Here is an 18,924-nt window from a genome sequence, read left to right on the forward strand (position 1 = left end):
CCGAGGCAGATACGACTCCTGCACATGCCCATCCGCCACATTCACCGTGAACACACTCGTATACCCCTCATGCACCACCGCCTGACCCGCCTGCGACGGCGGAAGAGCCGAACTGGCGCAGTTGTTGCTGTCGCGGTAGACGCTGTACTCGGAGTTGTCGTGAGTGATGCCGGACGGCACTCCGTTGAACCAGGACTCGACATCCCTGCCGTCGGCCTCCTGCTCGTAGTGCAGGTGCGCCGCGCCGGACCGTCCGGTGCTGCCGACCTTGCCGATCTGCTGGCCGATCGTGACCCGCTGACCGACACTTACCATCGGCCACTCGAGCATGTGCAGGTAGAGGGTCTGCCAGCCGTTGCCGTGGTCGATCTTCACGAAGTGACCGCCGCCCTGGCCCGGCTGACCGCCCGGGTTGCTCGGGGTGATGGTGCCCAGCTCACCGTCGATGCCGGCCTTGATGACGGTCCCACCGTAGGAGGCCAGGATGGGCCGGCCCCACGCGCTTCCCGAGGTGGGAAACATGTCGATTTGATAGTCGTCGTGGCCGATATAGGTGCCGAGACGCCAGGTCTCGCCACAGCCGACCGGAAGCTGGAAGAGAGGGCGAGGGCCTGCGGCGTGGCTGACGCTCGGGACCACAAGAACGACGGTGAGCGCCGCGATGATGGCGAAGAGCAGGGCACCGATCCGGCGGTGCAGGGTGACGACAGTGGTCATGACTTCCGTTTCGTCAAGGGGAAGCGGGTCTCGGCAGGTGCGAGCGGCCCGCACGTCGTTCCATCCGGAACGAGGTGCCCTTGAGTCTGGCGAGGCCGGATTGCACAGCGCTGTACCGACGAAACCCGTACCGAGGCCCTCGACACGGTCAGGCTGAGCAGGGCATCAGCGCTGCTGTCCGGTACGCACGGGCACAGGAACCACCTCGGCCTGACGCCCGTAGTGCTGTCATGGCGATCGCCGACCAGGCCTTGCTGGTCGTGCAGGAATTCCGGGCTGCGCCAGCGGGCGGATCATCGCCGCCGTGTCACCGGGGTGAGGTCGCTGAGCTTTCGAACCCGACGCAGCGCCAGGCCGGCGATCTCATCAGTGTCCGGTTCGTGGTCGAGGATGCGTCATCGGTCAGGTCCGACTGCACGTCGAGGGTCGCACGGCCGTAAACCCAACCAGGGCAGCACCGTTGGAGTCGGGCCAGGCCCCGCGGAGCCGCTCGGAAGGAGCGGGCGCATCCATGGCCTCCGAGAGAGGGACACACAAGACGTGGTGCCGACCATCTCAACAGTTGATCCAGCGCGCTGGGCGTGGTCGGGAACCGTTGATGGAGCCTACGACGAGGCCGTTATCGGCGATCCCCCAGGCGAAGGGGTCTTGGACATTCGGGATGGCGCCGCCTAGGGCGACGAGCCGGTCGCCGTGGTCGACGGCTCGGTCGCCGAGTACCGTGCCCCGGCTGTTGACGTCCTGCGCTGATACCAGCGCCGGGTTCACTGCGGACGCCACGCCGGTCCGCAGGTCCCAGCGCACCAGGGCGCTGTCCCCGTCCTCACTGTTGGTGCCGGTGCCGGTGCTACCAACTGCCCAGGTCCCCCGGGCCGCGGAGATCCCCGACCACCGGGCCCCAGGGGCGGTGAGCCGGTCGGTCCTTGAGTCGGGATGGCGTACCCAGCCGAAGTTGCCGGCGGTGCCGATGATGGTGCCGTCGTCGAGGATCTCCCTCGCGCTAGCGTAAAACGGGGCGTCGATCACCTCGACGGTGCCCGGCCGGTCAACGGGCCAGAGCAGCGGCAGAGTCGACTCGGTCTCTTCAACGGCGCCCAGGCCAACGATGTCGCCGCGTGAGTTGATGCCCAGCGCCAAGGTGTTGGAGACCGTCGGCAGGACGGGTAACCACTCCAAGCGCCCGTCGCGGTAGCGCCAGGGGCGGTAGACGTTGTCGACGTTGGCGCTGCCGATGACAACGCCGTACCGGTTGATGTTCTCGACTTGCCTCAGCGCTCCCATGGCGACGACGGTGAGGCGCGGTTCGTCCCACACCCCAGGCCTGGGTCGGTGCGGCGTTCCGGCCCAGAGCAGCAGTAGCGGCTGCGAATCGTCGTCGTCGATTCGGTGGCCGATACCGGCGATGTACCGACCAGTCGGGTCGACCGCCAGAGCTCGGCCGGTCATGTCCGCTGGTAACGGCAGTGGTCGTAGTGCGCAGACCGGGACGGTTCGGTACCTCGGCTCGGCCAGGGCGACGCCGGGCAGGCCCAGCGTTGCGGTGAGGGCGCCAGCGGTCAGACTGGCCAAGATTCCGTTCCAACCAATCGTCATCTCTACTCCCATTGACGCGCGGTAGTGATGTGCTTACCGAAGCACGCCGACGTCACCACCGGAAGTGCTGTGCCGACGGCGGTGCGGCGCCGATTTCCGACACCGCACTGCCGCTCGCGATAGGCGTCACAGCGCTATGGGTGAGATCGTGCGGTCCGCTGCTCGGCTGACCCTCGGCGTCGTTGTCGGAATGGGTGTGGCCGCCTGGCAACGGCTGCACGAGGTCCTGATGAGCCCTCGGCCAACCACCGCCGTCGATCAAGACCGACCTGCCGCCGCGGCCAGCAGAAATTCACCGCGCATCGTCGGCACTCGCGGGCATCCTGGATCGGGTACGCGACCAACCGGGGTCTTGCCTCCCCGCACGTCGCCGGTGAATCTTAATCCACGGGCGAGCGGCGGGCCGTCGGCCGGAGTCGCGCGGCACGGCCGGGAGGAACGCGGTGCATCCGTTGCGGGCAGGTCATCAGCGGGGAGTCTATTGCGTCGTAGCCGCCGCCGGTTACGGCAAGACCACCGCGCTGCGCCGCTGGTTCCCTCGAGAGGGCGCCCGCTGGTGCCGGGGCGACGAGGCACCAGTGCGCCAGCTCGTCGCCGACGCCGTCGCGTCCGGCGACCGCCTGGTCGTGGTCGACGACCTGCCGCCGACCTCTGCCGAGCAGCTGCACCTTCTGCTCAAGGATGTCGGGCGGTGGGCGGACGACGTCACAGTCGTCCTCGCCTCGCGGTGGCCACTGTCGGCACCGGCCACCCGCCTGCTCGGCAGCGGCCTGTGGACCGAGCTGGGCCCGGCCGACCTGGCGCTCTCGCCGGAACGGATCGCCGAGCTGATCGCCGAGGAGTACAGCCTCTCCACGCCGGACCTTGCCGACCGGATACACACGGCGACCGGTGGCTGGCCGGCGCTCGTGCATCTGGCCGCCGAGACTCTGCGGTTGGGTGGGGTGCCGACCGGGCTGCTCGCCCCGATCCTCAGCGAGCCCAGTGGGCCGATCGCGCGATACGTCGTCGACGAGGTGCTGGCCGCGCTACCGGCGGACGCGAACCGGCTGCTGCGTCAGGTCGGTGCGCTGACGCCGGTGAGTGAAGGGCTGTGCCGTGCGCTCGGCCATCGCGGCGCCCCGCGCATCATCGACCAGCTACGCCGCATCGGACTGCTGACCCGGCCGGCCTGGGCCACCGCCGGGCCGGGCGCACCGCCGCTCGAGGAACTTCTCGTGCCGATCGTCGTCGAGACCGCCCGGCACGGGCGCCGAGCGCCCACCGCCGAGCAGCTCCGCGACACGGCCGCCACCGCAGCGGGCTGGTACGACGAGCACGGGCCGCCGGTCGCCGCGGCCCGGGAGTACCTGCGGGCCGCAGACCATGCCGCGGCCGCCCGGGTGCTCGAAGCGTCCGGCGATCGGATGATCGCGGCGGGTCACTCGCTCGCGGTGACCGAGCTGGTGCGCATGCTGCCGGAGGGGCATCGCAGCAGGCGGCTGCGCCTGCTGCTCGGCGACGCGTTGCGTACCCTCGGCGACCTCGGCGCGGCCACCCACGAGTACGACACCGTCGCCGACAAGGCCTGGGACGCCGGCCTGGCCTGGCGGCTGGGTCGAATCCAGTACCAGCGGGGTGACGCCCGGGCGGCCCTGGAGATCCTCGAGAGGCCGCTCGCCCGGCCCGCCCCTCTCGCCGACCAGGCGCTGCTGCTCGCCTGGACCGCACACGCGCACCTGCTGGCCGGCGACACCACGGCCGCCACCGCATGCGCACGGCAGGCGCTGGCGGTCGCGACCAGTGCCGGGCAGGACGACGTACTGGCCTCGACACACCTCAGCGTCGGTCTGTGTCTCAGTGTGGCCGGTGACATCGCTGGCAGCCAGGAGCACTTCGCCCTGGCGTTGCCGATCGCGGAACGCATCGGTGACGTCCTGCTGCTCACCCGGATCCACACCAACCGCACCCACCAACTCCTGCGTACCGGCCGGTTCGCCGAGGCGCTGACGATGGCCGAGCGGTCGGCCCGCTATGCCGCGCTGGCCGGCGCGCCCAGCCTGCGCGCCATTGCGACGAGCAACGAGGCGGAAGCGCTGGCGATGCTCGGCCGTTACGACGAGGCGGTGCAGCGGTACGAGGCGGCGCTGGGCTTCTACCAGCAGAAGGGCTCCCGCCGGTTCATCCATGCGCTGCTCGGACTGGGTGAGCTGTACCGTCGGCGCGGCTGGCGGGAACAGGCGCGGGCCGCCTACGAGGAGACGGTCCGGGTCACCGAGGAGACCGGCAACGTGCACGTCCTGGTGTCCGCGCTCGCAGGGCTGGCGCTGGTGCGACTCGACGACGACGTGCCGGCCGCGGCGCGGCACGCCGACCGGGCCGCTCGGGACGTCGGGGACGAAATCGTCGTACCGGCGCTGCTGGCCCAGGGCTGGGTCGCGCTCCGGATGGCCGCGCCCGACCGGGCCACCGTGCTCGCCGGCGAGGCGGCCCGCATCGCACGGGCCCAGGGCGATCTGGCCGGGTTGGCCGACGCGCTCGAGCTGCGGGCGGCGGCCGAGCAGGACCTCGGGCGGGCCCGCGAGGCGCTGCGCGAGGGGTACGTCATCTGGACCCGGGCCGGTGCGGTGGTCGAGGCGGCTCGACTGCTCGTCCTGCTTGGGCGGTTGCCCGGGGCCGACATCGACGATCGGCTGGCCGGTCTGCTCGCGGCCGAGCAGGTCGCCCTCACCGGCGCCCTGGTGGATCGGACGGCGGGCAGTGTCGGCGGGTGGGCGGCGGGTGGCGGGCCGGTCTACCTGCGGGTGGTGATCCGGGCGCTCGGCCGGTTCGAGGTGCATCTCGACGGTCACCCGGTGCCGGCCTCACAGTGGCAGTCCCGCAAGGCGCGTGACCTGGTGCGTGTCCTCGTCGCTCGACGTGGCCGGCCGGTGCCACGAAGCGAGCTGTGCGAGCTGCTGTGGCCGGACGACGACCCGGATCGCACCGGCCACCGGCTGTCGGTCCTGCTCTCGATCGTCCGCGGGGTGTTCGACCCGACGAAGACCTTCGCGCCAGACCACTTCCTCGTCGCCGATCAGGCGTGCATCGCGCTCGACGTCAGCCGCTTGCGGGTGGACGTCGAGGAGTTCCTGGCGCACGTGGCGCACGCGCGGCGTCTGCTGGAACGAGGGGCGTTGGTGGAGGCGCGCACGGTGCTGCTGTCCGCCGACCGGCAGTACCGCGCCGACGCGTTCGAAGATGAGCCGTACGCCGACTGGTCCGGCCCGCTGCGCGAGGAGGCGCGGGCGGCTTACCTCGGTCTGCTGCGTATGCTGGCCCAGGTCAGTCGGGCCACGGCGGGCCCGGCAGCGGCGGTGACGTACCTGTTGCGGCTTCTGGAACGGGATCCGTACGACCAGCCGGCGCACCGGGCGTTGGTGCGGGCGCTGGTCGCCGGTGGCCAGCACGGCGAAGCACGCCGGGCGCTCGCTCGGTACCGCGAGGCGATGCGGGCCATCGGGGTGCACCCACCTGACGAGATCATCCTCGCTCCGGCCCGGCCGGGCCGACAACCACAGGCCGCCGTTCGCCAGGGGCCACCGGCCTCAGGCAACGGCCGGCGGGATCCGGCCCCCGATCGCGGGCGTTGACCGACGGGGCCGCGGCCGGCGACGGGACAGCGGCACCGGGGTCGCCGGCCCGGGGGCGGCGACCGGTCAGTGGAAGGCCGCCGACTCCAAACCGTTTACGGTGAGCGAGCCTTCACCGTCCCCACCGGCATCGGACCGGGCGGCGGCCGCCCCCGGCAACTGGCTCGCCCGAACGGCCTCGGCGCCCGCCTGTCGGAGGTTCCCGCTGGGGACGAGCGCGCTGAGGAAGAACGGTCCAGCACCCGTCACGCGCGCGCCGACGCCGTACACGTAGGCGTCCGGACCGGCGCCGGCGGTGACGACGATCTTCGGCCAGGTGCCGTCGTACCCGCTGGCGGCTTCGACGCGGACGCCGGGCGGCCCGGTCGGTTGGGTGGGCTCCTTGCAGATTCCGACGGCGGTGAGACTCGCCGGGTCGGCGCCGCCCGCGTGTACCCGGACCGTCCGCAGCCCGGGGCCGAAGCTGACCTCGTCGACGTACGTCTGGTCCACCGGTCCTTCGGAGCGGAAGCCGGTGCCGAACAACCGGGTGCTGCCCGGGCAGGTCACCTCCACCGTCGACGCCGAAACGACAGTGGCCGTCGCCCGCACCGGTGGGCTCGTCGACGAGTCGCACGTGGCGTAGGCCACCACCGACCACGCGCTCGCGTGCCCCGTACGGGCGGTCGCGGTGACGGTCACCGCGGTCAGGTCGGCGTCAGGTTCCATCGCGGTCAACACGACCCCGCCGTTTCCGTTCACGATCCGAGCGCCCGCCGCGAAGACGGATCGCGCCCCCGGGCAGGTAGCGGTGACGACCTTGGTCACGCTCCCGTCGCTCTCGCTGGCCTCCACGATCCTCACCGGGGCCTGCCCTCCCGCGTGGGCGGGCCGGTCGGGTGCGGCCGCCCCGGCCGCCCAACCCAGCACGACAGCGACCGCGCCTGCCACAGTCCGCCGCCCGATGTCCCTTGTGCCCATATTTGTCCTTCGCTGTGGCCGACCCTTCCGGGTCAGGCTGTGGTCGATTCGCCGGCCCGGCGGGTCGGGCGATGGTCGGTCTCCCCGGCCCACTCGGGTCGGGCATCACCCATGCTCCGGTCGGACCTCAGGGTGGCGTCATGGTGCGCCCGCCCCGAGCCGCCACCCGGAGCGGATCGTGACGTGACCCTGACGCCAGTGCCGAGACTCGAAGCCGAACGCCGCGCACAGGCCGCGGCGCGATCGAGGGGGAAGACATGCGATTCGGCAGAACAGCGACCCGGCTCCTGGTACTGCCCGTGGTGTGCGCACTCGGGCTGATCGCGGCGAGCCCGGCGCAGGCCGCGGTACAGCGGACCGACCGGTTCTCCATCACCGAGCAGCACTTCGACTTCGGTGACGGCGACCTGGGCAACATCTCCGGAGATCCCAAGGCTGACGGCCGGCTGGAGTGGGATCTGGTCAACGGCACCTGGGAGCCTCGGCTGCTCGGACGCATCTACATCAACAACGCGTCCGGCGAGTGTGTCCGGGTCCAGATGGTCGTCACCTACCAGAACAACATGGTGGTGCCCTACACCGACACCGCGTCGGACTTCTGCGCCCCGAACGGGAGGACCTGGTACAGCGACGTCGATTTCAGCCCGGTCAGCTCGGCGTACGTCGCGAGCGTCGTCGTCAGGCTGCAGAGCGCGCCGGCGGGCGGGTGGTCCTTCTCGACCGAGGGAGCCTCGGCGCCGTACTTCGCACCGTGATGGATGCCCTAGGCGTACCGACCACGCGTTGGTGACGGGTAAGTCTGGAAATGGCGGAACGTCTTCGGTTTGTGGTCCGCGGCCTGCAGAGGCCGCGGACCACAAGCGAGATCGTGGTCAGGAGCTACAGGTGTTGAGCATGCTCTGCAGGGCGGACTTCTCCGACGACTGCAGGGTGAGGCTCCAGTTGTACTTCACTGTGATCCACATCTTGCTGTAGGTACACCGGTACGACGACAGGGGCGGCTGCCAGGTGGACGGGTCCTGGTCGCCCTTGGCCTGGTTGACGTTGTCGGTCACCGCGATCAACTGCGGGCGGGTGAGGTCGTTGGCGAAGCTCTGCCGGCGGCTGGTCGTCCACGAGTTGGCCCCGGAGCGCCACGCCTCCGCGAGAGGCACGACGTGGTCGATGTCGACGTCGGAGGCGGCAGTCCAGGTCGCGCCGTCGTAGGGGCTGTACCAGCGGCCAGAAATGGCGGCGCAGGCGCTGTCGACGACGACGGAGGTGCCGTCGCGCTTGAGGACCTGCTCACGGGTGTTGCAGCTACCGCTGATCGTGATCCAGTGTGGGAACAGGTCACGGGAGTAGCCGCTCGTCGAGCCCTGCGTCGCGACGGTCAGGGCGTCGAGCTGCGACTGGGCCGTCGCCTTCGACGGGATCCCGGGAGGTGCGGCGGCTGCGGGCTGCGCGCTGATGCCGACCAGGGCGGCGACGGCGGCGAGGACGACTACCGCGGCATGGCGCGTGACGGGTGAGAAACGGGCTGGGACTCGGGTTACCCGCATAGGGGCCTCCTCGGCGCTGGGTGGACGGCAACCGTCTCCGACGATCGTGGCCATCGAAGTACATCTTCGTAAAAGGGATGGGAAGCAGCCAGGAAGCTTTGGAACGCACGGCAGCTCGCGCGGACACGAGCCGGGTCGGCTCACGCAGCCACGGGCTCAGAGGGTGGTTTCGCCGGTGAGGCCGAAGAAGTCGTGCCACTTGGTGGTGCCGAGGAAGCCGGTGCCGGTGGAGAGTCCGACGAAGACGTCGTTGGTGGCGCCCTTGGTGAAGACGATGATGTCGTCCCGGCCGTCGCCGTTGGCGTCGCCCAGGTAGGGGAACTCCCCGGCGAGGCAGAAGTAGTCGTTCCACTTGACGGTGGTGCCGGCGAAGCCCGTGCCGGTCGAGACGGCGGCGTACACGTCGGCGTCGGCGTTGCAGGTGAACGTCACGATGTCGTCGCGGCCGTCGCCGTTGATGTCCCCGACGCGCGGCTGTTCGGCGCCGACGGCGAACAGGTCGTGCCACGTCTGCGGCGACCCGAACGAGGACCCGGTGGACAGGGCGACGATGACGTCCGACGCCGTGGCCGGGCCCTGGGTGAACGTGATGATGTCGTCCTTGCCGTCGCCGTTGACGTCACCGAGCGCGGGGTACTCGGCGGCGATCGAGAAGTATTCGTGCCACTTGACGCCCGGGCCGAACCCGGTGCCGGTGGAGAGGGCGACGTACACGTCGCCGGCGGTGTCGTGGGTGAAGGTGATGATGTCGTCCTTACCGTCGCCGTTGACGTCACCCACCGCCGCGACCTCCGCGTTCGGCGCGAACAGGTCGTGCCATTTCTGGCCGGGGCCGAAGCCGGTGCCGGTGGAGAGGGCCACGTACACGTCGGCGAGAGTGCCGTGGGTGAACGCGAGGACGTCGTCCCTGCCGTCGCCGTTGACGTCGCCGGTCAGGAGGGTCTCACCGGTGAGGCCGAAGAAGTCGTTCCACTTGGTTGAGGTGCCGGCGAAGGCGCTGCCGGTGGAGGTGGCCACGTAGACGTCGTTGAGGCTGCCCTGGGTGAAGGCGACCACGTCGTCGCGGCCGTCTCCGGTGAAGTCCGTCGGTGACCCGGCCAGGTAGCGACCTCCCGTGCCGCCTCCGGCGTTGACCAGGGAGATGTAGTAGTTCCAGTTCCAGTTCGGGCCGGGATCGGTGTGGTCGTTGCCGGGCAGTTCGTTGTGGCCCTTGATGGCGGTACGGCTCTTCGGTAGCCCGTACTTCTCGCAGAGGTAGCGGGTCAGTGCCGCCGACGACCGGTACATGGCATCGGTGAACCAGGCCGGGTTGTCCACGAACCCCTCGTGTTCGATACCGACGGCGTACGGGTTGGCTGAGCGCGCGTGGTAGGCGGTGTCACCCTCACGGACCATCTGGGTGATCTCACCGTTGCTCGACTTCACGACGTAGTGCGCGCTCACCCCGGCGGAGGGGTTCTGGAACCAGCTCACCGTGCCGGCGTACGACCCCTGCGTCACGTGCACCACCACAGTGGTGATCCGGGACGACCGGCCGGCCTGGTAGTTGCCGCCGTAGGCGGAGATCCAGCGCGCCGGGCCGTACTCGGGTACGGCAGCGGCGGCGTACGGACCGGTGCCGGCTGGGGCGACGGAGGCGTAGCGGCCGAGCTCCGGGCGCAGAGGTTGCGGGGCGACTCGGACGGTGCTGATCGAGATTCCGGTTCGGAGCAGGTCGTAGACGTGGTCCGCGTAGAGCCGGGCCGTCGCGTCGGTGCCGGCGGCGCTGTACCGCGCGGCGACCGGGTACCAGGCGGAGAGCCGGCCGCGGGCCTGCGCGGTCAGCCCTTCGGCGTCGGCCAGCTCGCGGAGTACCGCGGCACCGCCGCGGATGTTGGCGGACGTGACCGAGCGCAGCCGTTCGACCGGTTCACCGGTGAGCGACGCGGCCCGTTCGAGGCTGTGCTGGGTGGGGTTGCTGACGAGGTGCATGACCCCGAATCCGTTGGCCTGACTGGGCAGGCCGTCGTGCCCGTCCAGGCGGGTCTCGCCGTAGCCGACGGCAACCAGCAGGTCCCGGGGTACGTCGAACTCGGTGGCGGCGCGGGCGAAGTCGGCGGCGAGCGGGTTCGACGCCACGCGGTCGGCCGCGATGGCCGGCGTGGTCACGACCTGGCCGGCGAGTGCCGCGGTCAGAAGGAGGGCGCACGTACGTCTGGTCAGTCGCATCGAGGGCTCCCTGTCGCGGTTCACAGCGTCGTCTCGCCGTTGAGACCGAAGAAGTCGTGCCACTTGGTGGCGCCGAGGAAGCCGGTGCCGGTGGAGAGTCCGACGAAGACGTCGTTGGTGGCGCCCTTGGTGAAGACGATGATGTCGTCCCGACCGTCGCCGTTGGCGTCACCCAGGTAGGGGAACTCACCGGCGAGGCAGAAGTAGTCGTTCCACTTGACGGTGGTGCCGGCGAAGCCCGTGCCGGTGGAGACGGCGGCGTACACGTCGGCGTCGGCGTTGCAGGTGAACGTCACGATGTCGTCGCGGCCGTCGCCGTTGACGTCGCCGACGCGCGGCTGTTCGGCGCCGACGGCGAACAGGTCGTGCCACTTCTGGGCCGTGCCGAACGAGCTGCCGTTCGACAGGGCGACGATGACGTCGCTGGCGGAGGCGGTGCCCTGCGTGAAGGTGATGAGGTCGTCCCTGCCGTCGCCGTTGACGTCACCGAGCGCGGGGAACTCGCCGAACGGGCTGAAGTACTCGTGCCACTTGAGGCCGGGGCCGAATCCGGTGCCGGTCGACAGGGCGACGTACACGTCACCGGCGGGGTTGTGGGTGAACGCCACGATGTCGTCGCGACCGTCACCGTTCACGTCGCCGACCGCGCCGATCTCCGCGCCCGGCGCGAACCACTCGTGCCACTTTCCGCTGCCACCGAACGAGGTGCCGGTGGACAGCGCGACGAAGACGTCACCGGTATTGCTGTGGGCGAAGGTGACGACGTCGTCGGTGCCGTTGCCGTCGACGTCGCCGGTGGAGGCCGTCTCACCACCGATGGAGAAGAAGTCGTTCCACTTCACCGAGGTGCCGGTGTAGGCGCTGCCGGTGGACGCGCTGACGTAGACGTCGGCGAGGGCGTTCTGGGTGAACGTCACCACGTCGTCGCGGCCGTCGCCGGTCACGTCGGTGGCGGATCCGCCGGCGATGGCGTGGGTGCGGGCCGCCTCGCCGAGCTGGGCTCGCGCGGTGGCGGCCACCTGGTCGTACCGGTCGGGGAAGCCCGAGCGTTGCACGCACTGGGCCACCTGTCCCGCGCTGAAGCCGGGGTTGTTGCGGTCGCAGACGATCGCACGGGTGACGTACTGGGTGCTGGCGTAGACCGGGTCCATGATCTGTTCCGGGGTGCCCCAGCCGTAGTCCCAGCGTTGCTGGAACACCCCGAGCGACGATTTGTCGCCACACGGCAGGTTGTTCATGTGGGACTCGACCCAGCCGGCCTCGAACGCGGACAGCAGCACCTTGTCGTTGGCGTTGTGGGCGCGCCCGACCCGGTAGACCACCACGGTCACCGCCGGGTCGCGGGTGGCGGGGACGGAGGGGCAGGCCAGCGTGCCGACCGGGTCAGCGTGGGCGGGTGCCGCCGCGACCGCCGCCGCAGCGGTGCTGACGGCGACCAGCAGGGCCAGGAGAGTCCGTCGCACGATGCTCCTCGCGTGGTCAGGGGCCGGTCTGATGGCGTCGCGCCCCGACGCGGGCGTCGGTGCCGATTGCTCAGAGTCTCGACAAAGCACTGATGTGTGTCAATGAAGTTTGAAGGATTCCTTCAGTATGATGAGTGGTGCGGACAGCTATTGACATCAATGGTCGCCGCGAGTTAACTCCCCGGGAATCACCCACTCTCGGTGGTCGGCCGGAAGGGGCAGTCATGGGTATCCGTCGTCGTACACTCATCGCTCGTGTCGCCACACTCGGTGCGGCCGGCGCCGCCGGTGTCGCTCTTACCCCGGCCAGCCCCGCCCAGGCCGCGACGTGGAGGAAGCGGCTGACCGGCGCGGACCTCGACACCAACAGCCGGTGGCGGGTGGCCGGCACCGACCTCGGCATCCCCTACGTGCTGGAGAACGGGTCGATCGGTTACCTCTTCGGGGACACCTTCAACACGCCGTGGCCGGAGGGCCCGCCCCTGCCCAACGACTGGCGCTCACCCGTGATGCTGCGCTCGGCCATCCATCCTGGCGCGCCGGGTGGCGTGGTCTTCGACAGCGCAGCGCGGGTCTCCGGTAACGGCCGGGCACCCGAGCTGATGCACAACGGTCACAACGGCATCGGCCTCGACGGCCTCTGGGAGGTGACAGTCATCCCCAACGACGGCATCAGCTTCCCGGAGACCGGCCGGCAACTCATCTCGTACATGAGCATCGAGAACTGGAACTCCGCCGGCCCGGCCGGGCCGCAGTGGAAGTCGCGCTACGCCGGACTCGCCTACTCCGACAACGGCAACGACTTCATCCGTACGCCGCTGAAGTGGTCGAACACCAGCGACAACAAGGACCCGTTCCAGATGTGGACGATGCAGCGCGACGGAGAATACGTCTACGTCTTCTCCGTACGCTCCGGCCGGCAGGACGGCCCGATGATGCTTCGTCGTGTCCGCTGGGACCGGCTGTTCTTCCCCGAGTCGTACGAGGGATGGGGCTGGAACGGCACCAACTGGGGGTGGGGGCGGCCCTGCACGCCCATCCTCACCGGCCGATTCGGCGAGCCGTCGGTACGGCGACTGAGTGACGGCACCTGGGTGATGTCATACCTGAACTGCCAGACCGGTTGCCTGGTCACCCGGACCGCGACCGGCCCGGACCAACCCTGGACGGCCGAGAAGATCCAGGTCACGCCCTGGCAGGAACCGGCCCTCTACGGCGGGTTCATCCACCCCTGGTCCAGCCGCAACCCCAACGACCTGCACCTGATGGTGTCCAAGTGGACCCGCACTCCGGACGGACGCAGCACCGCCTACCACGTCAGCCAGTTCGCCGGATCGGTCTGACAGGGGCACGCCACAGGGCATTGAGATCGCTGCTAGCGATCGCCGCCATGTGGACCGAGGAGATCGTGGCCGGGCAACCGGCGTGGCGGCACATCCCGTCGGGAGTCGTGTTCCGCGAGGTTCCGGGCGGCACGTTCCGGATGGGGCTGTCCGACGCGGAACTCGACGCGGTACGGGCCATCGAGCGCAGCGGTGCTGTCGAGGACACCATCGACCCCTTCCTCGCCGGCGCCAAGGACGCACAACCGGTACGCGAGGTGCACGTCGAGTCGTTCCTGCTCGCCCGGCACCCGCTGACCGTGGCGCAGGTCCAGCACTGGCTGCCCGAGTACGAAGACGACTACGCCGAGGCGACCACCGGCACGGCACGGCTCGACGGCGACCTGGACGACCTACTCGGAGTGTTGCCGTTCGAGCTGCCCAGCGAGGCGCAGTGGGAATACGCCGCCCGAGCCGGCACCACCACGCTGACCTTCCACGGTGACGGGAAACCCGACGAGGACCAACTTCTCGACGACTTCGGCGACGAGACGCGGACGGCCGCCGCCGAGAACGCGTTCGGGCTGGCGGCGATGGGCTCGGCGAACGAGCTCTGCGCCGACGTGTGGATCCCCGGATTCGACGACGCACCGTCGACCGCACGACCGCGGACCGGAGACGGGCCTCGGACCGTACGCGGCGGAGCCGCCGATCTGTACCCGTGGCAGGGCTGTGACGAATGGCTGCTTCTGCTCTCCGCCACCCGGTACGAACACGCCGACTTCACCGCCGTACGCCCGGCCGCACCACTGCCACCCCGCTGAAGAGTGTTGCCGCGAATCACCCATGACCGGCATCCGCTGTACCAACTCAGGGCGTAGCGGGCAACCCGGCGCGGCACAATTCGAGAGCGTCTCGAGCACCGCGCAGGGCGGCGATCACATTGAGCGAGGGTCGCACGTGCACTTCAGGAAAGTTGAAACCGGCCGATCCGTCGGTGATCGGGTACGCCAGTTGCTCACGCCCGAGCCGAAATTGGGCGTCGATGCCGGTGCGGTTGCCGCGCGGGTCCTGGCGATGCCAGCCGCCCGCGAGGTACACGGCAACGAGGCCGTGCAGGAAGGGCTCTCCCCCGTCGGTCAGCTGTTGGTAACACAACCCGGCCGGAACGCCGGCGGCCCGGGCCACGGCCACCAGCAGGTGCGACTTGGCATAGCAGAGGCAGACACCGGCGCTGAGCACGTCGCCTGCGGTGACGGTGATCCGCGGATCCTGGGCGTCAACGGAGTGCCGGATCCGGTCACGAACCCATGCGAAAGCGGCCCGCGTGAAGTCGACGTCGTCCGGATGCGACGCGCGCAGTTCACCAGCTAACGCCCGCACTGCCGGATGGTCCACCTCGACGACCGAGTCACCGCCCAGGTACTCCATCGGTTCGCCCGCGACCAATTGCATAGCTGTACCTCTCCCCGCCGCTTGTCCAGTCGGGTTCAAGGCTGCTCCATCGCGCCATGACCCATCGCGTTACGGTAACGGCGCTGTCTCACCGCAGTCACGCTTCGCCTGTCACCCTTATCACCGGACGTGCCCGTGAAGGCGTCTGCGGGCTTGTTCAGACGAACGTGCGGTTCGCCTACCCTGCCCGCAACCGCGACGGCCCCGCCACCTGGCTGCTCTATATGAGGCCGAGCGCGCGGAAACGTCAGGATCCATGACAACCATCTCCCGGCCCGACGTTGTTGACCGGCCAGGAGGTGTTCGGTGGAGGATTTCGAGGCGTACGTCAGCGTGGCGTGGCCGCGGTTGCTGCGATCGGCGTGGCTGCTCACGCACGACTGGCACCGGGCGGAGGACCTGGTCCAGACCGTGTTGGCCCGCGGGTACGGTCGGTGGCCACGCATCAGGGACGGCGCGCCTGACGCGTACTTTCGCGCGATGCTCGCCACTACCTACCTGAGCTGGTGGCGGCGGCGCTGGCGGGGGGAACTCCCCACGGGACAACTGCCGGAACAGTCGACGGGCGCAGGCGAGCTCGAGGGGGTCGAGCTGCGGCACCTGCTCGCGGCCGCCCTCACGCGACTGCCGCGGCAGCAGCGGGCGGTGCTGATGCTGCGGTTCCACGGCGACTTCACCGAGGCCGACACGGCCCGGGTCCTGGGTCTGCGGCTCGGCACGGTGAAGTCACACACATCGCGCGCCCTGGCGGCGTTGCGCCACGACCCGCAGGTGCGGGCACTGTTGAGCGAGGGAGTGGACCGATGAGCGACGAGGAGGTCATGGACCTGTTCGATCGGGCGGTGGCCACGGTCCCGGCGGCGCTGCTGCCGGCACCGCACGCAGCGATCCGGCGCCGGGTGCGTTACCGCCGCGTGGCCGGCTGGGGGGCGGCGACAGCCGTCATCCTGGTGATCATCGCCGGATTCGCGGTTGCGCGACCAGATCCAGCGCCCGTGTCCCCCCAGCCGGCCGCGTCCAAGGAACCGGCGGTGGCGGCGGGCGTGCCATGGCTCGGCGCGCGGATCGACAGGGCTGGCACCCGGATCACGGTGTACGCGGCGCCGACGCTCGGCAAGTGCGTCGCGCGGGACCCCACCCACGACGATCTGGTGGTAACCGACGACAAGATCACGATGTCCCTGGACGGCGCGTACACCGGCTGTGCCGATGACACAGAGGTGACGGCACGGACGTTCGAGCTGCCTCAGGCTGTCGGCACCCGACTCTTGGCAGACGGGCGCAGCCCGTGGGGGCAGCCGTTCGTCTTCTCCGACGCGGATCTGCCGGACCTCGCGGCCGGCGGGTGGAGCGAGCGGTCGCCGTTGTGGCTCGGCTCCGGTGACGCCACCCTCACGCTCCGGTTCACCCGGGCCGGGAGTCCGGACCTGCGGGTGCTGGCGGTCCGTTGGCAGCCAGAGCCTGACGGCCGGGTCGAGAACCCCGATCACACCCTTGAGGTGAACGGTCACCGGATCGACGTGTACGACCGTGCCGGCAACCTGACCGCCAACTGGTGGTCCTCCAACACCGAGGCCGTGCGCTTCACGCTGGAGGTGTCCGGCGCAGCGGTCGGAAGATCTCAGTTCGACGCGCTGCTGCGTGCTATGACCTGGAGGTGACTGCACCCCTGACCGAACCACGCACCGGGCGAGTGTTCGAGGTAGCGACCCCCGCGCATCGCGCCGCGGTGGTCGCCACCGTCGTTGCAGCGGTCGCCGCCGATCCGCGGTTCCGGTTGGTCGAACGGTCTGATGGTGGTGATCAAGTGTGCCAGCAGACGTCGGACCTCGCCGAGGCTGAGCGGAATAAGGCCGTCATCGGATTCGGTGTCCATCCATCGATCGTCACGATGGCGAGGCCGACAGCAATACCGCGCCAAAACAGCCCATTACCAGCGAAGACTCCGACTCCACCAGGTGCGGCTGGAGTACGAGTACGACAGCGGTATCGCGATCCGCGGCAATCCCGCAGCTCATCGCGCCGCGATGAGCTCCGGGCCGCCTACCTCGAACAGGACAGCGGCGTCCGCGACCCCCTGGACCGGGGCCCGGACTTTTCCCGTCGAGCCCGTGGCGTGTCGGTGTACGCGACCCTGCGATCACTCGGACACGACGGCGTCGCCGAGCTCGTCGAGCGAACCGTCCTCCTCGCCCGCCGTTTCGCCGAGGCGCTCGCGGCCAGCGGTCGCGCCACCATCGTCAACGACGTCGTGTCCAACCAGGTCCTCGTACGATAGTTGTCAACGGACGGCGACCACGGCGCCCTGGCCGACAGGGTGATGACCGGTGTCCGCGCCGAGGGCAGCGCCTTCTTCAGCGCAACGACCTATCGCGGGGAACGCCTGATGCGCATCTCAGTGTCAGACTGGGCCACGGACGAGCACGACGTCGACCAGGCGGTAAAGGCACTGCTCCGCCACGCTCGCCGCGCCACCATATGATCCGGGCCGGCGCGGCCGGCAGTCCTGCGTCTCACCGGCTGCGCCAACCGTTCACAAAGTCCCGCAACGCCTCCAGGTGGACGGCCAGTTCGTCGCCATCCTGGTCCGCGCGGGCAACAGTCAGCGTGCCCAACACCGCAGCAGTCATGACGTTCGCCACCACAGTCGGCTCCGGTACCGACTCACCCAACGCCCTGGCCCGCTCCGCGACCGCGAGGAAGCCTCCTCGGAGTTGCTCGCGGTAGAGCCGAGTTACGCGCACCACCTCGTCGTCGACCGGGGTCGACATCGCCACTGTGGCCATGCAGCCCCAGCCGCCGCCCGCACTGCTCAGCACCACCTCGATTCGGGTGAGCATTTCGAGCACATCCTCGTGACCCCGACTGCCGTGATCGAGCGGATCAAGGACGAACTGCATGCGCCGCAGATATTCCGACATCGCCTCGCGGTACGTTTCCGCCTTCATGCCGAACGAGTTGTACAAACTTGATTCCCACTCTGCCGCAAAGCAACGCGACAAGGTCAACTCGGCCCGTTGTGCGACCGCACCGACTCCGGCGACCGCCCAGCAGACGCGGTTCACCGATCAGTCCGAATACCGACCAGCACTCGACAGAACCTTCACTTTCTCGGACCGCTGCCTGGCATGCGCCTCGGATCGACATGATTAGCAGGACGCCGACCGGGCGCCGGGCACCGAGAGGAGCGCAGATGCCCTTCGTCGACATCTCACTGGCCCGCGGCAAGCCGGACCAGTATCTCGCCGCCGTCTCCCAGACCGTGCACGACGCGCTGGTCACCGGGCTGAACATCAACCCCGACGACAACTTCCAGCTCATCCACCAACACGACCCGGGCGAAATGATCTTCAGCCGTGGCTTCCGTGGCGGCCCACGCTCCGATGACTGGATCGTGGTCACGATCACCGACAATCTGGACCGTGGTGAGCAAGCCAAGCGCAGGTTCTACAAGACGCTGGTACGCCTGCTCGAAGAACGTCCAGGCATCCGCTCTTCCGACATTACCGTCATCATGACCGTAGTCCCGCCGGAGAACGTCTCCTACGCAGACGGAGTGATCGGCACCGACATCGAGGCCGCCGAGTCGCTCGAAGCGGCGGCGAAGGCCTCAGGCACCCGCAACGCATACACCAGGGCCGAAATGACGTACGCCGTTACTCAGCTCTTCCGCAACCGCGATCGTGGCCCCATCATCCCGATGCTGCGCGACGACGTCGTCCTCACCCTGCCCACGACGCTGCCCTACGGCGGCGAGTTCACCGGCCCGGCGGCCTTCGACGACTTCTTCGCCAAGATCCCGGGCGGCGGAGCCGTCTGGAAATCGTTCGAATCCGTCGTCGACGACGTCCTCGCCACCGACGACCACGTCATCGCCCGACTCACCAACACGGCCGCACTCAAGGCAACCGGCAAGACAATCGTCTTCCAGAACCTTTGGCTCTTCGGGGTAGCGGCCGGCCGCATCGCCAGCGCCCAACTCTACGCCGACACCGCCGCCGCAACCAGCGGCACTTCCGGCTGATCGAGGTTCCGCCCGACGATCGCGCCGGCC

General features: G+C 69.4%; 16 protein-coding genes. 8 read left to right on the top strand and 8 right to left on the bottom strand.

What is annotated here, in order from left to right; genetic code table 11:
- Both ABZ406_RS22210 and ABZ406_RS22215 read right to left on the bottom strand, forming a co-directional pair.
- Window positions 1-717: M23 family metallopeptidase (locus tag ABZ406_RS22210; protein WP_357764675.1), on the bottom strand; the 717-nt coding region annotated here is incomplete at its 3' end.
- A gap of 555 nt (window positions 718-1,272) precedes the next feature.
- The gene (locus tag ABZ406_RS22215) at window positions 1,273-2,031 is read right to left on the bottom strand and encodes a hypothetical protein (RefSeq protein WP_357764678.1); all 759 of its coding nucleotides are present in this window, start codon (window positions 2,029-2,031) and stop codon (window positions 1,273-1,275) included.
- Between the two features lie 731 nt (window positions 2,032-2,762).
- Here ABZ406_RS22215 and ABZ406_RS22220 point away from each other — a divergent pair.
- Entirely contained in the window at window positions 2,763-5,921 is a 3,159-nt protein-coding gene (locus ABZ406_RS22220; RefSeq protein ID WP_357764679.1) for a BTAD domain-containing putative transcriptional regulator, read from the top strand.
- Between the two features lie 66 nt (window positions 5,922-5,987).
- Here ABZ406_RS22220 and ABZ406_RS22225 read toward each other — a convergent pair whose 3' ends face one another.
- Window positions 5,988-6,881, bottom strand: coding sequence for a hypothetical protein (locus ABZ406_RS22225; RefSeq protein ID WP_357764682.1), 894 nt, complete (start codon window positions 6,879-6,881; stop codon window positions 5,988-5,990).
- A 257-nt stretch (window positions 6,882-7,138) separates the two neighbouring features.
- On the opposite strand from ABZ406_RS22225, the gene ABZ406_RS22230 reads away from it, so the two are divergent.
- The gene (locus ABZ406_RS22230) at window positions 7,139-7,636 is read left to right on the top strand and encodes a hypothetical protein (protein WP_357764685.1); all 498 of its coding nucleotides are present in this window, start codon (window positions 7,139-7,141) and stop codon (window positions 7,634-7,636) included.
- Window positions 7,637-7,753: 117 nt separating this feature from the next.
- On the opposite strand, the gene ABZ406_RS22235 is transcribed toward ABZ406_RS22230, so the two are convergent.
- From ABZ406_RS22235 to ABZ406_RS22245, 3 genes are all read right to left on the bottom strand, one after another.
- Entirely contained in the window at window positions 7,754-8,422 is a 669-nt protein-coding gene (locus tag ABZ406_RS22235) for an HNH endonuclease family protein (protein WP_357764687.1), read from the bottom strand.
- Window positions 8,423-8,578: 156 nt separating this feature from the next.
- Window positions 8,579-10,630 (bottom strand): N-acetylmuramoyl-L-alanine amidase, encoded by a 2,052-nt coding sequence (locus ABZ406_RS22240; RefSeq protein WP_357764690.1) that lies wholly within the window; start codon window positions 10,628-10,630, stop codon window positions 8,579-8,581.
- Between the two features lie 20 nt (window positions 10,631-10,650).
- The gene (locus tag ABZ406_RS22245) at window positions 10,651-12,093 is read right to left on the bottom strand and encodes a VCBS repeat-containing protein (protein ID WP_357764693.1); all 1,443 of its coding nucleotides are present in this window, start codon (window positions 12,091-12,093) and stop codon (window positions 10,651-10,653) included.
- Window positions 12,094-12,317: 224 nt separating this feature from the next.
- Between ABZ406_RS22245 and ABZ406_RS22250 the strand changes: the two genes are divergently transcribed.
- Both ABZ406_RS22250 and ABZ406_RS22255 read left to right on the top strand, forming a co-directional pair.
- Window positions 12,318-13,436, top strand: coding sequence for a DUF4185 domain-containing protein (locus ABZ406_RS22250; RefSeq protein WP_357764695.1), 1,119 nt, complete (start codon window positions 12,318-12,320; stop codon window positions 13,434-13,436).
- A gap of 47 nt (window positions 13,437-13,483) precedes the next feature.
- Window positions 13,484-14,239, top strand: coding sequence for an SUMF1/EgtB/PvdO family nonheme iron enzyme (locus ABZ406_RS22255; RefSeq protein ID WP_357764698.1), 756 nt, complete (start codon window positions 13,484-13,486; stop codon window positions 14,237-14,239).
- Between the two features lie 46 nt (window positions 14,240-14,285).
- Here ABZ406_RS22255 and ABZ406_RS22260 read toward each other — a convergent pair whose 3' ends face one another.
- Window positions 14,286-14,846 carry a transglutaminase family protein gene (locus tag ABZ406_RS22260; protein ID WP_357764701.1) on the bottom strand — a complete coding sequence of 187 codons (561 nt, stop codon included), beginning with the start codon at window positions 14,844-14,846 and terminating at the stop codon, window positions 14,286-14,288.
- 330 nt (window positions 14,847-15,176) lie between these two features.
- Between ABZ406_RS22260 and ABZ406_RS22265 the strand changes: the two genes are divergently transcribed.
- From ABZ406_RS22265 to ABZ406_RS22275, 3 genes are all read left to right on the top strand, one after another.
- The gene (locus ABZ406_RS22265; protein ID WP_357764704.1) at window positions 15,177-15,677 is read left to right on the top strand and encodes a SigE family RNA polymerase sigma factor; all 501 of its coding nucleotides are present in this window, start codon (window positions 15,177-15,179) and stop codon (window positions 15,675-15,677) included.
- The gene (locus tag ABZ406_RS22270; protein WP_357764707.1) at window positions 15,674-16,531 is read left to right on the top strand and encodes a hypothetical protein; all 858 of its coding nucleotides are present in this window, start codon (window positions 15,674-15,676) and stop codon (window positions 16,529-16,531) included. The genes ABZ406_RS22265 and ABZ406_RS22270 overlap by 4 nt, the downstream gene beginning before the upstream one ends.
- 455 nt (window positions 16,532-16,986) lie before the next feature.
- Window positions 16,987-17,148: a hypothetical protein gene (locus tag ABZ406_RS22275; RefSeq protein ID WP_357764710.1), complete on the top strand. Its 162-nt coding sequence runs from the start codon at window positions 16,987-16,989 to the stop codon at window positions 17,146-17,148.
- Window positions 17,149-17,383: 235 nt separating this feature from the next.
- Here ABZ406_RS22275 and ABZ406_RS22280 read toward each other — a convergent pair whose 3' ends face one another.
- Window positions 17,384-17,935 carry a hypothetical protein gene (locus ABZ406_RS22280; protein ID WP_357764713.1) on the bottom strand — a complete coding sequence of 184 codons (552 nt, stop codon included), beginning with the start codon at window positions 17,933-17,935 and terminating at the stop codon, window positions 17,384-17,386.
- 128 nt (window positions 17,936-18,063) lie between these two features.
- Here ABZ406_RS22280 and ABZ406_RS22285 point away from each other — a divergent pair, with 128 nt between their 5' ends.
- Window positions 18,064-18,894, top strand: a complete 831-nt coding sequence (locus tag ABZ406_RS22285) for a tautomerase family protein (RefSeq protein WP_357764716.1) — start codon at window positions 18,064-18,066, stop codon at window positions 18,892-18,894.
- Window positions 18,895-18,924 lie beyond the last annotated feature (30 nt).

The organism is Micromonospora sp. NPDC005710, from assembly GCF_040630995.1.
GTDB lineage: Bacteria > Actinomycetota > Actinomycetes > Mycobacteriales > Micromonosporaceae > Micromonospora.

Coding starts and splice junctions, on each gene's coding strand:
- ABZ406_RS22225 (WP_357764682.1), bottom strand. CDS start 6,881: ATGGGCACAAGGGACATCGGGCGGCGGACTGTGGCAGGCGCGGTCGCT.
- ABZ406_RS22230 (WP_357764685.1), top strand. CDS start 7,139: ATGCGATTCGGCAGAACAGCGACCCGGCTCCTGGTACTGCCCGTGGTG.
- ABZ406_RS22235 (WP_357764687.1), bottom strand. CDS start 8,422: ATGCGGGTAACCCGAGTCCCAGCCCGTTTCTCACCCGTCACGCGCCAT.
- ABZ406_RS22240 (WP_357764690.1), bottom strand. CDS start 10,630: ATGCGACTGACCAGACGTACGTGCGCCCTCCTTCTGACCGCGGCACTC.
- ABZ406_RS22250 (WP_357764695.1), top strand. CDS start 12,318: ATGGGTATCCGTCGTCGTACACTCATCGCTCGTGTCGCCACACTCGGT.
- ABZ406_RS22255 (WP_357764698.1), top strand. CDS start 13,484: ATGTGGACCGAGGAGATCGTGGCCGGGCAACCGGCGTGGCGGCACATC.
- ABZ406_RS22260 (WP_357764701.1), bottom strand. CDS start 14,846: ATGGAGTACCTGGGCGGTGACTCGGTCGTCGAGGTGGACCATCCGGCA.
- ABZ406_RS22270 (WP_357764707.1), top strand. CDS start 15,674: ATGAGCGACGAGGAGGTCATGGACCTGTTCGATCGGGCGGTGGCCACG.
- ABZ406_RS22285 (WP_357764716.1), top strand. CDS start 18,064: ATGCCCTTCGTCGACATCTCACTGGCCCGCGGCAAGCCGGACCAGTAT.